Source organism: Halomonas sp. B23F22_10 (assembly GCF_043496975.1).
In the GTDB taxonomy this organism is placed as follows: Bacteria; Pseudomonadota; Gammaproteobacteria; order Pseudomonadales; family Halomonadaceae; genus Halomonas; species Halomonas smyrnensis.
In genome coordinates, this window is record NZ_JBIEKF010000002.1 from 571,464 (window position 1) to 585,681 (window position 14,218).

Annotated in this window: 14 protein-coding genes; 8 read left to right on the top strand and 6 right to left on the bottom strand. The window is 67.2% G+C overall.

Annotation, left to right across the window (positions count from 1 at the left end; genetic code table 11):
* Window positions 1-2 precede the first annotated feature (2 nt).
* From sufD to ACGTNF_RS06810, 4 genes are all read right to left on the bottom strand, one after another.
* Window positions 3-1,352 carry a Fe-S cluster assembly protein SufD gene (gene sufD / locus ACGTNF_RS06795; protein WP_394601031.1) on the bottom strand — a complete coding sequence of 450 codons (1,350 nt, stop codon included), beginning with the start codon at window positions 1,350-1,352 and terminating at the stop codon, window positions 3-5.
* Window positions 1,349-2,101, bottom strand: coding sequence for a Fe-S cluster assembly ATPase SufC (gene sufC, locus ACGTNF_RS06800; protein ID WP_016853896.1), 753 nt, complete (start codon window positions 2,099-2,101; stop codon window positions 1,349-1,351). The genes sufD and sufC overlap by 4 nt, the downstream gene beginning before the upstream one ends.
* A 106-nt stretch (window positions 2,102-2,207) precedes the next feature.
* On the bottom strand, window positions 2,208-3,650 hold the full coding sequence (gene sufB, locus ACGTNF_RS06805; RefSeq protein WP_026068293.1) for a Fe-S cluster assembly protein SufB: 1,443 nt from the start codon (window positions 3,648-3,650) through the stop codon (window positions 2,208-2,210).
* Between the two features lie 70 nt (window positions 3,651-3,720).
* Window positions 3,721-4,182 (bottom strand): SUF system Fe-S cluster assembly regulator, encoded by a 462-nt coding sequence (locus ACGTNF_RS06810; RefSeq protein WP_394601032.1) that lies wholly within the window; start codon window positions 4,180-4,182, stop codon window positions 3,721-3,723.
* A gap of 391 nt (window positions 4,183-4,573) precedes the next feature.
* On the opposite strand from ACGTNF_RS06810, the gene ACGTNF_RS06815 reads away from it, so the two are divergent.
* The 8 genes from ACGTNF_RS06815 to ACGTNF_RS06850 all read left to right on the top strand — a co-directional run bounded on the left by ACGTNF_RS06815 (window position 4,574) and on the right by ACGTNF_RS06850 (window position 12,039).
* Window positions 4,574-5,239, top strand: coding sequence for an ABC transporter permease (locus ACGTNF_RS06815; RefSeq protein WP_394601033.1), 666 nt, complete (start codon window positions 4,574-4,576; stop codon window positions 5,237-5,239).
* Window positions 5,240-5,285: 46 nt separating this feature from the next.
* Window positions 5,286-6,443, top strand: a complete 1,158-nt coding sequence (locus tag ACGTNF_RS06820; RefSeq protein ID WP_394601034.1) for an ABC transporter ATP-binding protein — start codon at window positions 5,286-5,288, stop codon at window positions 6,441-6,443.
* Between the two features lie 4 nt (window positions 6,444-6,447).
* Window positions 6,448-7,179 carry an ABC transporter permease gene (locus ACGTNF_RS06825; RefSeq protein WP_394601035.1) on the top strand — a complete coding sequence of 244 codons (732 nt, stop codon included), beginning with the start codon at window positions 6,448-6,450 and terminating at the stop codon, window positions 7,177-7,179.
* Window positions 7,180-7,242: 63 nt separating this feature from the next.
* A complete protein-coding gene (locus ACGTNF_RS06830; RefSeq protein WP_394601036.1) occupies window positions 7,243-8,124 on the top strand; it encodes a glycine betaine ABC transporter substrate-binding protein in 882 nt (293 codons plus the stop codon).
* 115 nt (window positions 8,125-8,239) lie between these two features.
* Window positions 8,240-9,127, top strand: coding sequence for a glycine betaine ABC transporter substrate-binding protein (locus tag ACGTNF_RS06835; RefSeq protein ID WP_394601037.1), 888 nt, complete (start codon window positions 8,240-8,242; stop codon window positions 9,125-9,127).
* Between the two features lie 88 nt (window positions 9,128-9,215).
* Complete coding sequence (locus tag ACGTNF_RS06840; RefSeq protein ID WP_394601038.1) at window positions 9,216-10,526, top strand: MmgE/PrpD family protein; 1,311 nt, start codon at window positions 9,216-9,218, stop codon at window positions 10,524-10,526.
* A 46-nt stretch (window positions 10,527-10,572) separates the two neighbouring features.
* The gene (locus ACGTNF_RS06845) at window positions 10,573-11,415 is read left to right on the top strand and encodes a nitrilase-related carbon-nitrogen hydrolase (protein ID WP_394601039.1); all 843 of its coding nucleotides are present in this window, start codon (window positions 10,573-10,575) and stop codon (window positions 11,413-11,415) included.
* A 102-nt stretch (window positions 11,416-11,517) separates the two neighbouring features.
* Entirely contained in the window at window positions 11,518-12,039 is a 522-nt protein-coding gene (locus ACGTNF_RS06850; protein ID WP_394601040.1) for a gluconokinase, read from the top strand.
* A gap of 253 nt (window positions 12,040-12,292) precedes the next feature.
* On the opposite strand, the gene ACGTNF_RS06855 is transcribed toward ACGTNF_RS06850, so the two are convergent.
* Both ACGTNF_RS06855 and ACGTNF_RS06860 read right to left on the bottom strand, forming a co-directional pair.
* The gene (locus ACGTNF_RS06855; RefSeq protein ID WP_394601041.1) at window positions 12,293-13,594 is read right to left on the bottom strand and encodes a TRAP transporter large permease; all 1,302 of its coding nucleotides are present in this window, start codon (window positions 13,592-13,594) and stop codon (window positions 12,293-12,295) included.
* Complete coding sequence (locus ACGTNF_RS06860; RefSeq protein ID WP_016853908.1) at window positions 13,594-14,190, bottom strand: TRAP transporter small permease subunit; 597 nt, start codon at window positions 14,188-14,190, stop codon at window positions 13,594-13,596. Before ACGTNF_RS06860 ends, ACGTNF_RS06855 begins: the two co-directional genes overlap by 1 nt.
* Between the last annotated feature and the right edge of the window lie 28 nt (window positions 14,191-14,218).

Sequence of the window (14,218 nt, forward strand, 5' to 3'; positions counted from 1 at the left end):
GATCAGTCCTCGTTGAGCGCCGCGGCGGCTTCCACCAGCCCGGCCAGGTTGAAGCGTTCCGGCAGCTTGCCGGCCACCGTGAGCTCGACCCGCTCGGCCACGGCGTCGAGGTCGACCAGCTCCATGACCTCGCCGGCGAAGGCCAGCGTCAGCAGGCCGCGGGCGGTCTGCTCGTCGATGCCCCGGGCGCGCAGGGCGTAGACCGCTTCCTTGTCGAGCTGGCCGGTGGTGGCGCCGTGGGCGCACTTGACGTCGTCGGCGTAGATCTCGAGCTCGGGCTTGGTATCGACCTCGGCACGGTCGGAGAGCAGCAGGTTGGCGTTGCTCTGCTCGGACTCGATCTTCTGGCTGTCGCGCTTGACCACCACCCGACCGTTGAACACGCCATGGGCGCGGTCATCGAGGATGCCCTTGTAGTTCTCGCTGGAACGGGTGTGCGGCGCGTTGTGGTTGACCTCGGTGTGGTTGTCCACATGCTGTCGACCCTGGCCGTAGAACAGCCCGTGCAGGGCCGCCTCGGCGCCCTCGCCGTTGAGGTCGCTGACCACGTCGTTGCGCACCAGGCCGCCGCCCAGGTTCAGGTTGAACGAGGTGTAGCGGCTGTCGCGACCCTGCTCCACCTGGATGCTGGCGATGTGACGGTCCTTGAGCGGCGCTTCCTGCAGCTTGTAGTGGGTCAGGATGGCGCCGCGATCGAGGATGATCTCCTCCACCAGGTTGGTGAAGTTGGCTGCGCCCTCTTCGCCGGCGTGATGCTCGATCAGGGTCGCCTGGCTGCGGCCGCCCGCCTCGACCAGGATACGCGGATGACTCATCACCGGCTGCTCGCCGGCCCGGGACAGGAACTGCAGCACGATGGGCTTGTCGACCACGGTGCGCGGCGCCAGGCGGACCAGCGCGCCCTCCTCGAAGAAGGCGGTGTTGAGCGCGGCGAAGGCCGAGAAATCGACGCCGGTGAGCCGGCCGAGCGGGCCGCCCACGGCCTCGTGGTTCTCTTCCAGGGCCTGGGACAGCGGCAGCACCTGCACGCCGGCCGGCAGGTTGCCGAGGTCCGACAGCGCCGGGGCGAAGACGCCGTCGACGAAGGTCAGGCGGTGCGCGTCCAGCGGCAGGGTCAGCGCCGCCGCGGTGGCCGGCGAGAATTCGGCGTCGTCGATCAGGGCGAAGTCGGTGCGGGCGATGTCACGCACGTCGGTGTACTTCCACGCCTCGACGCGGCGATGCGGGAAGCCCATCGCCTCGAAGCGGGCGGCGCCGGCCTGGCGCCGGGCGGCGATCCAGGTCGGCTCGTCGCCGCGCTTTGCGCTGCGCTCGCTCAGGCGATCGAGGAAGCGTTGCACGTCGTCATTCATGCCGCGGAGCCCTCCAGCAGCCAGTCGTAGCCGCGGTCCTCGAGCTCGCGCGCCAGCTCGGCATCACCGCTCTTGACGATGCGGCCATCGACCAGCACGTGCACCCGATCCGGCACGATGTAGTCGAGCAGGCGCTGATAGTGGGTCACCAGCAGGATGCTGCGATCCTCGGCGCGCAGCGAGTTGACGCCCTCGGCGACGACCTTCAGGGCGTCGATGTCGAGGCCGGAGTCGATCTCGTCGAGCATGGCGAGCTTCGGCTGCAGCACCAGCATCTGCAGGATCTCGTTGCGCTTCTTCTCGCCGCCGGAGAAGCCCTCGTTGACGGCGCGCTGCAGGAAGCTGGCGTCCATCTTCATGAAGGCGATCTTCTCCTTGATCAGCTTCATGAACTCGGGCGCCGGAATCTCGCCCAGGCCCTCGGCCTCGCGCTTGGCATTGAGCGCGGCCTTGAGCAGGTAGATGTTCTTCACCCCCGGGATCTCGACCGGGTACTGGAAGCCCAGCAGCAGGCCGACGCGGGCGCGCTCCTCGATCTCCATCTCGAGGACGTCCTGGCCCTCGTAGGTGATCGAGCCGGAGGTGACCTCGTAGCCGTCCTTGCCGGCGATCACCGCGGACAGCGTGGACTTGCCGGCCCCGTTGGGGCCCATGATGGCATGGACTTCACCGGCGCCGATGGTCAGGTTGAGGCCCTTGAGGATCTCGGAACCCTCGACCGTGACGTGCAGATCCTTGACTTCGAGCATCTTGACTACCTTTGATTCGTAATGAGCCGCCGGCGCGACTCCTTGAAATTTTTGACCTTTTCGCGAATCCGGAGACACGCGCGAGCGGCCCGCAGGGGCGAACGGCCTAACCGACCGCGCCTTCGAGGGTGACGTTCAGCAGCGCCTCGGCCTCCACAGCGAACTCCATCGGCAGCTCCTGGAAGACGTCCTTGCAGAAGCCGTTGACGATCATGTTCACCGCATCCTCCTCGGAGAGGCCGCGGCTCTGACAGTAGAACAGCTGGTCCTCGCCGATCTTGGAGGTGGTCGCCTCGTGCTCCACGGTGGCGGTGCTGTTGCCGATCTCCTGATAGGGGAAGGTATGGGCCCCGCAGGTGTCGCCGATCAGCAGCGAGTCGCACTGGGTATAGTTGCGCGCGCCCTTGGCCCGCGGCCCCACCTTGACCAGCCCGCGATAGGACTGCTCGGAGCGGCCGGCGGAGATGCCCTTGGAGACGATGGTCGAGCGCGAGCCCTCGCCGATGTGGATCATCTTGGTACCGGTATCGGCCTGCTGGCGGCCGTTGGTCACCGCCACCGAGTAGAACTCGCCGACGCTGTCCTTGCCGCGCAGCACGCAGGACGGATACTTCCAGGTGATGGCGGAGCCGGTCTCGACCTGGGTCCAGCTGATGTGGGAGCGGTCGCCACGGCAGTCGCCACGCTTGGTGACGAAGTTGTAGATGCCGCCCTTGCCGTCCTCGTCGCCCGGGTACCAGTTCTGCACCGTGGAGTACTTGATGGAGGCGTCTTCCAGTGCCACCAGCTCGACCACCGCCGCGTGCAGCTGGTTCTCGTCGCGCTGGGGCGCGGTGCAGCCTTCCAGGTAGGAGACCTGGGCGCGGCTCTCGCAGACGATCAGGGTGCGCTCGAACTGACCGGTGTTGGCGGCGTTGATGCGGAAGTAGGTGGACAGCTCCATGGGGCAGGTCACGTCTTCCGGCACGAACACGAAGGAGCCGTCGGTGAACACCGCGGAGTTCAGCGCCGTGAAGTAGTTGTCCCCCTGGGGCACCACGCTGCCGAGGTACTGCTTGACCAGTTCCGGGTAGTCGCGGATCGCCTCGGAGATCGAGCAGAAGATCACGCCCGCCTCGTGCAGCTTCTCCTTGAAGGTGGTGGTCACGGAAACGGAATCGAACACCGCGTCCACCGCCACGCCGGCCAGGGCCGCCCGCTCGTGCAGCGGGATGCCCAGCTTCTCGTAGGTCTCGAGCAGCTTGGGGTCGACCTCGTCGAGGCTCTGGGGCTTGTCCTCGTCGCGCTTGGGGGCGCTGTAGTAGGAGATCGCCTGGTAGTCGATCGGCGGGTAGTCCAGATGCGCCCAGGAGGGCGGCGTCATCTTCAGCCACTGGTGATACGCCTGCAGGCGCCACTCCAGCATCCACTCCGGCTCGCCCTTCTTCTTGGAGATGAAGGCGATGGTGTTCTCGTCCAGACCCGGCGGTACCGTATCGCTCTCGATGTCGGTCACGAAACCTTCTTTGTATTCGCGACGGACAAGCTGTTCCATTTCCTGACTTGCCATGATGTCTCCCCCTCCCGGGCTGGTTGGGTCGGCGAGCCGGGCTCGCCTCGGGTGGTGAATCCGCGGGTGATCAGGCCTCGGCGGCCAGACTCACGCTTTGTATGGGCAGCTGCACCGGCAGCTTGATCGGGGTGGTGTCGGCCAGGTGGGCCAGGGTCACGCTGTGGAGCAGGGTCTGCACCGCCAGCGACACCCGCTGCCAGTTGTCGGACACCCCGCAAGTGTCCACCAGCTCGCAGTCGCCCTCGGCCTGGCTGCATTCGGTCATCGCCACCGGCCCCTCGATCGCCGCGATGATGTCGCAGGCCGTGATCTGCGAGGCCGGACGCGCCAGGGAGTAGCCACCCTGGGCGCCGCGGCGCGATTCCAGCAGTCCGGCGCGTACCAGCATCTTCAGGGTCTTGCTGACCGTCGGATGCGGCACCTGCACGGCCTCGGCGAGTTCCGCCGCCGCATGCGGCTGCTCGGGATGGCGGGCAATCTGTGCCATCACCACCGCCGCGTAGTCGGTCAGTCTGGACAGCTTCAGCAAGACAGGCCTCCCCGGGAACACCCCTGGTGATCGATTGCGGACCATTTTAGTCCTGTATGTCGACGATGTGAACCCTCGTCGCGACGCTTTACGCCACCGGACATGCCGTTGGCGACACGTTCGGCGCCATTCACATCAAAAACAACAATCGTTCTCATTCATTTCCACAATGCGTCGCCGCCCCACCCCAACACATGCATCAGGGCCCGCAATTCTCCCCATTGCGCATCGTCATCCATGGAAAAACAAATAGATAGAGAGCTTTGCTAAGCTGTGTCACCGTTTCACGGCCTTCCAACGCGGCTTACCCCACCGCCGAAGGCGCCCCACGCCATCAACGCAGACCGACCGCTATGCTGTATCGGCATGGGAACGACCAGGAGATAGGGACTTGGAACTCTTTCAGTACGCCATCGACAACCTCGACCTGCTGCTCTCGAGGACCCTCGAGCACATCGCGCTGGTCGGGGTCGCCGTCGGCATCGCCACCCTCACCGGGGTGCCCATCGGCATCGCCATCACCAAGAACGAGCGCCTGGCCAAGGCGGTGCTGTATGCGGCCTCGATCATCGTCACGGTGCCGTCCATCGCGCTGTTCGGGATCATGATCCCGGTGCTGTCGCTGATCGGCCAGGGCATCGGCTATCTGCCGGCCGTGATCGCCGTGCTGCTCTACTCGCAGCTGCCGATCATCCGCAACACCTACACCGCCATTCACAACGTCGACCCGGCGCTGCGCGAGGCGGCCCGTGGCATCGGCATGAGCCAGAACCAGCGGCTGCGCATGGTCGAGATCCCGCTGGCGGTGCCGGTGATCATGGCCGGCGTCCGCACCGCCGTGGTGCTCAACATCGGCGTCATGGCGATCGCCGCCTACATCGGCGCCGGCGGGCTCGGCACCTTAATCAGCCGCGGCATCTCGCAGTCCGACCCGCGCCAGCTGATCGTCGGCGCGGTGGCGGTCAGCCTGCTGGCGATCATCGTCGACTACGGCCTGCTGGCGCTGCAGAAGCGCCTGACGCCCCTAGGGATGGAGCGCGCCGCCGAGACGGCCTGATCCCGTCCCGCGCGGGCCCCGGCTCATCAAACAAGGATTCCCCCGCATGATTCGACTCGACAACCTGACCAAGGTCTTCGACACCCCCAAGGGCGCGGTCACCGCCGCCGACCACATCAACATGGAGGTGCCGGCCGGCGAGATCTGCATCCTGCTCGGCCCCTCCGGCTGCGGCAAGACCACCACGCTGAAGATGATCAACCGCATCGTGCGCCCCACCTCGGGCAAGGTGTTCATCAACGGCGAGGACACCACCGACCTGAACACCCAGGAACTGCGCCGCAATATCGGCTACGTGATCCAGCAGATCGGCCTGTTCCCCAACATGACCATCGAGGACAACATCACGGTGGTGCCCAAGCTGCTGGGCTGGGACAAGGCCAGGTACCGGGAGCGCGCCCGGGAGCTGATGGACATGATCGCGCTGGACCCGGACGCCTTCCTCAAGCGCTATCCCAACGAGCTGTCCGGCGGCCAGCAGCAGCGCATCGGCGTGGCCCGGGCGCTGGCGGCCGATCCGCCGGTGATGCTGATGGACGAGCCCTTCGGCGCTATCGACCCGATCAACCGCGCGGTGATCCAGGACGAGTTCCTCAAGATGCAGCAGGAACTCAACAAGACCATCATGTTCGTCAGCCACGACATCGACGAGGCGATCAAGATGGGCGACCGGGTCGCCATCTTCCGCGCCGGCCGCCTGGAGCAGTACTCCACCCCGGACGAGCTGCTGGCCAACCCCAAGGACGAGTTCGTCGAGTCCTTCCTCGGCGAGGACCGGGCGCTCAAGCGCCTCAATCTGGTCAAGGTGCGCGACGTGGTCTCCGACGAGATCGGCACCGTGTCGCCCAGCGACACCCTGGAGACCGCCCTGGCCCGGATCGACGACTTCGGCTACCAGAACGCGATCCTGGTGGTGAACGATCGCCGCCAGCCGGTCGGCGTCATCACCCGTTCCCAGGCGCGCACCACCCGGGGCTACTGCCGCGACCATTTCCAGAACGTGCCGGCCACCGTGTCGCTGGACGACGACCTGCGCAAGGTCGCCTCGCTGATGTTCTCCAACGACATCACCTGGCTGCCCTGCGTGGACGAGGCCGGCCGGGTCTGCGGCCAGATCACCCAGCGCGCCATGACCCACCACCTGGGCTCGCGGTTCCGCCCCACGGAATCCGCCGCGACCGCCGAACCGGCCACCAAGGAGTAAGCCGATGCCGATCCGGAGCCTGAAGGGGGCCCTGCGCATTGCGCTGCTCATCGCCATCTTCTTCCTCGGCGTGTGGAGCCAGTCCAGCGGGGTCATCGACGACTTCATCTTCTACCTGCCCGACGTCCAGTTCCTGGCCGTGCAGCACCTGTGGCTGACCCTCATGTCCGGCGGCCTGGCCATCCTGGTGGCCCTCCCGCTGGGCGTTCTGCTGTCGCGCCCCAGCATGGCGCGCGTCGCCGAATCGGTCATGCAGGTGCTCAACGTCGGCACCACCATTCCGACGCTGGCGGTGCTGGCGCTGTCGATGAGCTTTCTCGGCATCGGCACCGTGCCGGCGGTGTTCGGGCTGTTCGTGGCCACGCTGCTGCCGATCACCCGCAACACCTACGCCGGCCTCAAGGGCGTCAACCCGGCGCTCATGGAGGCCGCCTCGGGCATCGGCATGTCGCCGGCCCAGCGCCTGCTGCGCGTCGAGATGCCCAATGCCCTCTACGTGATCTTCGCCGGTATCCGCACGGCGCTGACCATCAACGTGGGCACCGTACCGCTGGCCTTCCTGATCGGCGCCGGCGGCCTGGGCGAGCTGATCTTCACCGGCATCGATCTCTACGACCCGGTGATGATGCTGTCCGGGGCCATCCCCACCGCCCTGCTGGCGATCGTGGTCGACGCCATCGTGGCCACCACCGCCTTCCTGGTGGTGCCGCGCGGGGTCAACCCCTCGCGCAGCTGAGCACACCCTGTTTTCCTATCGGCCGCCTGTGGGCGACCAAGACGCAACAACAAGGAGATCACCATGAAACGCCTGATGATGACGCTTTCCGGTCTGGCCCTGGCCAGCGCCATGACCACCGCCCAGGCCGAGGAGATCGTGGTCGGTGGCAAGAACTTCACCGAGCAGCAGATACTCGCCAGCATGACGACCCAATACCTGAGCGGGCTCGGCTACGACGTCGAGACCCGTGCCGGCATGGGCTCCGCCGTGCTGCGCCAGGCCCAGGAGAACGGCCAGATCGACCTCTATTGGGAATACACCGGCACCTCGCTGATCAACTACAACGACGTCACCGAGTCGCTGTCGCCCGAGGAGACCTATCAGCGGGTCAAGGAACTCGACGGCGAGAAGGGCCTGGTGTGGCTGGAGCCCTCGGCGGCCAACAACACCTACGCCCTGGCCATGCGCCAGGATAGCGTCGAGGAGACCGGCATCGACTCGCTCTCCGATCTGGCCCAGGCGGTCAACGACGGCGAGGATCTGACCTTCGCCATGAACGCCGAGTTCTACGCTCGCGAGGACGGCTGGCGCCCGCTCCAGCAGGCCTATGACTTCCGCGTCGGCCGCGGGGAGGTCAAGCGCATGGACTCCGGCCTGGTCTACCAGGCGCTGCGCGACGGTCAGGTCGACGTCGGCCTGGTGTTCGCCACCGACGGCCGCATCCCGGCCTTCGACTTCCAGGTCCTCGAGGACGACCAGGCCTTCTTCCCGGCCTATGCCCTGACCCCGGTGGTGCGCGAGGAGACCCTGGAGGCCAATCCGGACCTCGCCGAGCAGATGAACGCGCTGTCCGCGCTGCTCGACGACGAGACCATGGCCGGCCTCAACGCCTGGGTCGACGTCGAGCGTGCGACCATCGAGGACGTGGCCGAGTCCTTCCTCGAAGACAACGAGCTGCTGTAACCCTCCCCGGCGCGTGACCGTCCCGGTCACGGCCTTCGCGATCTTTTCCCACTGGCAAGAGCCCGTTCGGCACGAGCGGGCCTCTTTGCCCTGCCCGATATCCGGAGCCATTCCCATGCGTTTTCCCCAGAGCCGCACTGCCGCTGCCACCCTCCTGCTCGCCGCCACCCCGGCGCTCGCCCAGGCGGACACCATCACCGTCGGCGGCAAGAACTTCACCGAGCAGCTGATCCTCGCCGACATGACGGTCCAGTACCTGGACGCCAGGGGCTACGAGGTGGAAGAGCGCTCGGGCATGGGCACCACCGTGCTGCGCCAGGCACAGGAGAACGGCCAGGTCGATCTCTACTGGGAATACACCGGCACCTCGCTGATCAGCTATAACAAGGTGACCGAGTCGCTGTCGCCTGAAGAGGCCTACCAGCGGGTCAAGGCGCTCGACGCCGAGAAGGACCTGGTGTGGCTGGCCCCCTCCGAGGCCAACAACACCTATGCCCTGGCCATGCGCGAGGATCAGGCCCGGGAGCTCGAAATTGCCAGCATCTCCGACCTCGCCGAGGCCATCAACGCCGGCCACGAGCTGGTGCTGGCCTCCAATGCCACCTTCTATTCCCGCGATGACGGCCTGCGGCCCATGCAGGAGACCTACGGCTTCGAGTTCGGCCGCCGCAACGTCAAGCGCATGGACCAGGGCCTGACCCTGCCCTCGCTCGACCAGGAAGAGGTCGATGTCGCCATGACGACGGCCACCAACGGCCGCATTCCGGCCCTGGATCTGACCGTGCTGGAGGACGACCGGCGGTTCTTCCCCGATTACGCCCTGACGCCGGTGGTGCGCGAGAAAACCCTGACGGCCAACCCGGACCTCGCCGAGCAGATGAACGCGCTGTCCGCGCTGCTCGACGACCAGACCATGGCCAGGCTCAACGCCCGGGTCGACGTCGAGCGCGAGACCGTCGAGGACGTGGCCGAGGCCTTCCTCGAGCAGCACGACCTGCTGTAAGACGGCGCCCACCGTCACGCAACCGCTGCGGAGGCCGCCCCTGGGCGGCCTTCGTCGTTTATCCCCACGATCCGGGAGATCGATCGCCATGCCCCAGCCCAACGCCCTGCTCGACTGGATGCTCGACGCCGACCCGCTTACCGACGACGCCCTGCTGGCCCAGGCCAAACGCTGCCTGCTGGACCTCGTCGGCGTGGCCGCCGGCGCCACCCGCACCGAACTCGCCGCGCCTGCCCGGCGTTTCGCCACCTCTCAGCACGGCGGCGACCGGCCGCTGCTGTTCGCCGAGGGGCGTGCCTCGCCCACCGGCGTGGCCCTGCACGGCGCCTGGCTGATCGATGCCCTGGACGCCCACGACGGCCAGGTGCTGACCAAGGGCCATGCCGGGGTCGCCCTGCTGCCGGGGCTGATTGCCCTCCCCGAAGTGGAACGGCTGTCCGGCCGCGATTTCCTCGGCCTGCTGGCCATGGGCTACGAGATCGCTACCCGTGCCGGCATCGCGCTGCATGCCACCAGCCCCGACTACCACACCTCCGGCGCCTGGAACGCCCTGGGCGTGGCGGCCGTGGCCGGCCGCCTGATGGGCCTGGATCGCGAGCGACTCCACCACGCCCTGGGCATCGCCGAGTTCTACGGACCGCGCAGCCAGATGATGCGCTGCATCGATCATCCCACCATGCTCAAGGACGGCTCGGGCTGGGGCGCCATGACCGGCGTCTCCGCCGCCTTGCTGGCCCGTGACGGCTTCACCGGCGCCCCCGCGCTGACCGCTACCGCCCCCGAGGTCGAACACCTCTGGGCCGACCGGGAGCAGCGCCGGTACCTTCACGAGCAGTACTTCAAGGCCTACCCGGTATGCCGCTGGGCCCAGCCGGCGGTGGAGGCGGTGCTGTCGCTGCGCGATCGGATCGGCGACCCGGCAACGATCGCGCGCATCGAGATCACCACCTTCCATGAGGGACGACGGCTGCATGTGAAGCACCCCGACAGCACCGAGCAGGCCCAGTACAGCCTGCCCTGGTCGGTGGCCTGCGCGCTGGCCCGCGGCACCCTCGACGCCGAGGCCGTCACCGAGCTCGACGCGCCGCTGCCCCGCGCCCTCGCCGAGCGGGTCGAGATCCGCGAGAGCGGCGCCTTCAATGCGCGCTTCCCGGCCGAGCGCTGGGCCTCGGCGCGGCTGCATCTGAGCGACGGCCGGATCATCGAGAGCGAGCCCTGCGAGGCCCGCGGCAATCCGCACAATCCGCTGTCCGACGACGAGCTGGTCGCCAAGTACCGCGCCCTCGCCGGCCCGGTGCTCGGCGAGCGCGCCGAGCGCCTCGAACGCGTCATCCAGACCCTGGAGACACGCCCGGCCGGCGATCTGCTCGCCCTGCTCGGCCCGCCCGGGGCAGAATGACGCCCGAGCATCGCCTTCCCTCCCGCTGCAACGACGAGACCGTGACATGCACTATCAGGACGAACTCCCTGTGGCCGCCGCCCAGATCAACGCCGCGCTGGGCGAGGTCGACGCCAACCTCGAGCGCCATCTCGAGATCATCCACGAGGCCGGCCAGCGCGGGGTGGCGCTGCTGGTCTTCCCCGAGCTCTCGCTGACCGGCTACGGGCTCGGCGGCGAGGTCATGCGTGTCGCCATGCCGGTCGAGGACCCTCGCCTGGCCCGGCTGGCCCGCGCCTGCGGCGAGATGCAGACGGTGGTCGGCTTCGTCGAGGAAGCCAGCCCCGGCGAGTACTACAACGCCCTGGCGATCCTCCAGCACGGCGAGATCGTCGCCGTGCACCGCAAGCTCAACCTGCCCACCTACGGCGGGCTCGAGGAAGGCAAGTGGTTCACCCACGGCAGCGAGCTGACACAGGCCGAGATCCTCCCCGGCTGGTCCGCGACCCAGCTGATCTGCGCCGACCTGTGGAACCCCGCCCTGGTGCACGCCGCCCTGCTGCCCCGCCCCACGGTGCTGTGCGCGCCGATCAACTCGGCCTCGGGCATCGTCAGCGAGGACTTCTCCAACGAGCAGAACTGGGTGCTCAACGTGCGCTTCTACGCCATGACCTACGGCACCCCGGTGATCATGGCCAACCGCTTCGGGCCGGAAAACGGCAGCCACTTCTGGGGCGGCTCGCGCATTCTCGGCCCGCGCGGCGAGGCCCTGGCCGAGGCCGAGGACGGCGAGGGGCTGATCACCGCGACCCTGTCGCGCACCGCCATCGCCCAGGCCCGCTTTGAGCTGCCGACCCTTCGCGATGCCGACACGCCGCTCATCCGCGAGCTCATGGCCGGCTATCGCTGAGAAACCCCCTGATCGGGTGGCGCCTTTTTTTCACTCCCCATGCCGACAAAAAGTGCTAGAATTCCCGACATCTTTTCGACGCCATAAGAAGCAGACTCGCGCATGAAGACGACCGCCAAGAGCCTCCTCGTCATGGGCGTTTCCGGATCGGGAAAGTCCCATGTCGGGCGGAAGCTGGCCGCCTCCCTCGGGGCCACCTTCATCGACGGGGACGACCATCACGGCCCGGACAACATCGCCAAGATGAGCCGCGGCGAGCCCCTCAATGACGACGATCGCGCCACCTGGCTGGCGACCCTCGCCGACCTGTATCGGCAGTATCGCGACGAGGGCCGCGATCTGGTCATCGGCTGCTCGGCGCTCAAGCGCCGCTACCGCGACCAGCTTCGCGAAGCCGCCCCCGACCTGGCGATCCTCTATCTGGCCGGCAGCCGCGAGGTGCTGCTGGAGCGCCTCGGCTCCCGCGGCGATCATTTCTTCGCCGGCGCCCACATGCTCGACAGCCAGCTCGCCACCCTGGAAGCGCCCGGCGAAGACGAGGCCGTCCTGGCCGATATCCGTCGCCCGCCCCAGGCGATCGTCGAGGACTTTCTCGCGACGATATCGCGTGACGCTTCCGATTGACCCTCCATCGATAGACACAGCCAGCAAAAAGAAAACGGCGCCGAGGCGCCGTTTTCTTTTACGGGAAAAACCGCAAAATCGTCATGGAAACCCATCAACAAAAGCGCGCCATATCGCGTGGCGATATGGCGCGCTTTAGGGTGACGCTTCCGCCACCGGATGGCGATCCATCGACAGCTCGATGGCTCGCCATGGGTACGGGCTTTTTACGGCGGCAGCCTTTTTACAGCGGCCGCCTTTTACTCCGGCCTTCTTACACCAGCCACATGGCCATGTCGGGCCAGAACAGCAGCGCGAACAGCACGCACAGCTGCAGGGCAATGAAGGGCAGCACGGCGACGAAGATGTCCTTGAGGCTGACCTCGGGTGGCGCCACCCCCTTGAGGTAGAAGGCGGCCGGGCCGAACGGCGGCGACAGGAAGGACACCTGCATGTTCACCGCGAACAGGATGCCGAACCAGATCGGGCTGTAGCCCAGCTGCTCGACGATCGGCACGAAGATCGGCAGTGTCAGCATCGCCACGCCGATCCAGTCGAGGAACATGCCCAGCACCAGCAGGATCGCCATCATCACCAGGATGATCACGATCGGCGCCACGTCGAGGCCCATGATCATGCTCGAGATGAAGCGGTTGCCGCCCATCAGGTTGTAGACGCCCACCAGCGCCGCGGCGCCGATGCCGATCCAGATGATCATGCCGCAGGTGGTCAGGGTCTGGCCGAGGCTCTGGTGCAGGGTCTTGAACGAGAACTCGCCGCGCGCGACCACCGCCAGCAGCACGCCGAACACGCCCATGGCCGCCGCCTCGGTGACCGAGGCCACGCCGCCGTAGATCGAGCCCAGCACCAGCCCGGCGATCAGCGCCGGCACGATGATGGCGCGCAGCGCCTGGCCGCGGCTGGCGAAGCCTTCCTCGCGGTCGGCGTCGGTCATCGGCGGGCCCATCTCGGGGTTCTTCAGGCAGCGCACCAGCACGTAGCCGATGTAGCTGGCCATCAGGATCACCGCCGGGGTGATGGCCGCGGTGAACAGGTCGGCGATCGACTCGGAGGCGATCAGGCCGTAGATGATCAGCACGATGGACGGCGGCATCATGGTGCCGAGCGCGCCGCCGGCGCAGACCACGCCGATCGACAGGTGCTTGTCGTAGCCCAGTCGCAGCATCTGTGGCAGCGCCAGGATGCCCAGCAGCACGATCTCGCCGCCGATGATCCCGGACAGCGCGGCCAGGAAGAAGGCCACCACCACGGTCTGCACGGCCACGCCGCCGGGCAGGCGGCCGGCGAACACCCGCATGGCGTTGAACAGGTCCTTGGCGATCCCCGATCGGTCCAGTAGCGAGGCCATCAACACGAACATCGGCACCGCCACCAGCGAGTATTCGGTGACGAAGCCGTAGACCCGGCTGGTGACCAGCGGCAGGGCGTTGGGCCCGAACCAGCCGAAGGTGAAGGAGAGCGCGACCAGGCCGGTGATGAAGGCCAGCGGCAGGCCGGTGATCAGCAGGGCGAAGATCAGCCCCACCATCAACATGGTTCCGGTTGCGATATCCATCAGGCGGTGCCCTCCGTGTCATCCGGGGTGGGAGCGGGCTTGCCGCGCAGTGACTGCACCACGTGCAGCAGGGCCTGAAGGCACATGATCGCCAGTGCCAGCAGGATCATGCCCTTCACCAGGGCCGGAAACGGCGGGTTCCAGGAGGTGCCGGAACGCTCCAGCTGCCATTCGCCCAGCGGATTGTGAGAGGCGCCCCAGAACATCACGAAGGCGGCGTAGGTCATGGCCAGGCAGAAGCCGAAGGTCACCAGGTCGTTGAAGCGGTCGAGCCATAGCTTCAGGCGCGGCCCGGCGCTGTCGTAGATCACGCGCACCCGGATGTGGCGGTTACAGGCCAGCGTCGCGGGGCCGCCCAGGGCGAAGCTCACCGCCACCAGCATCACCACGCTCTCGTGGACCCAGGAGGTGGGGGAATTGAAGGCGTAGCGCATGATGACCTCATAGACGCTGATCGCCATGGCGACCAGCACCAGCCAGGCCGCCACACGACCGCCGGCCATGATGGCGCGATCGAAGGCGTTGCGAGCCGGATCGGGCGGGCTCGCCTCGGCGGCGGCCGGTTCGCCCTCCGGACGACGAGACGCTTGTGTCATGGAACTTCCTCGATACAGGAGCGGGCCA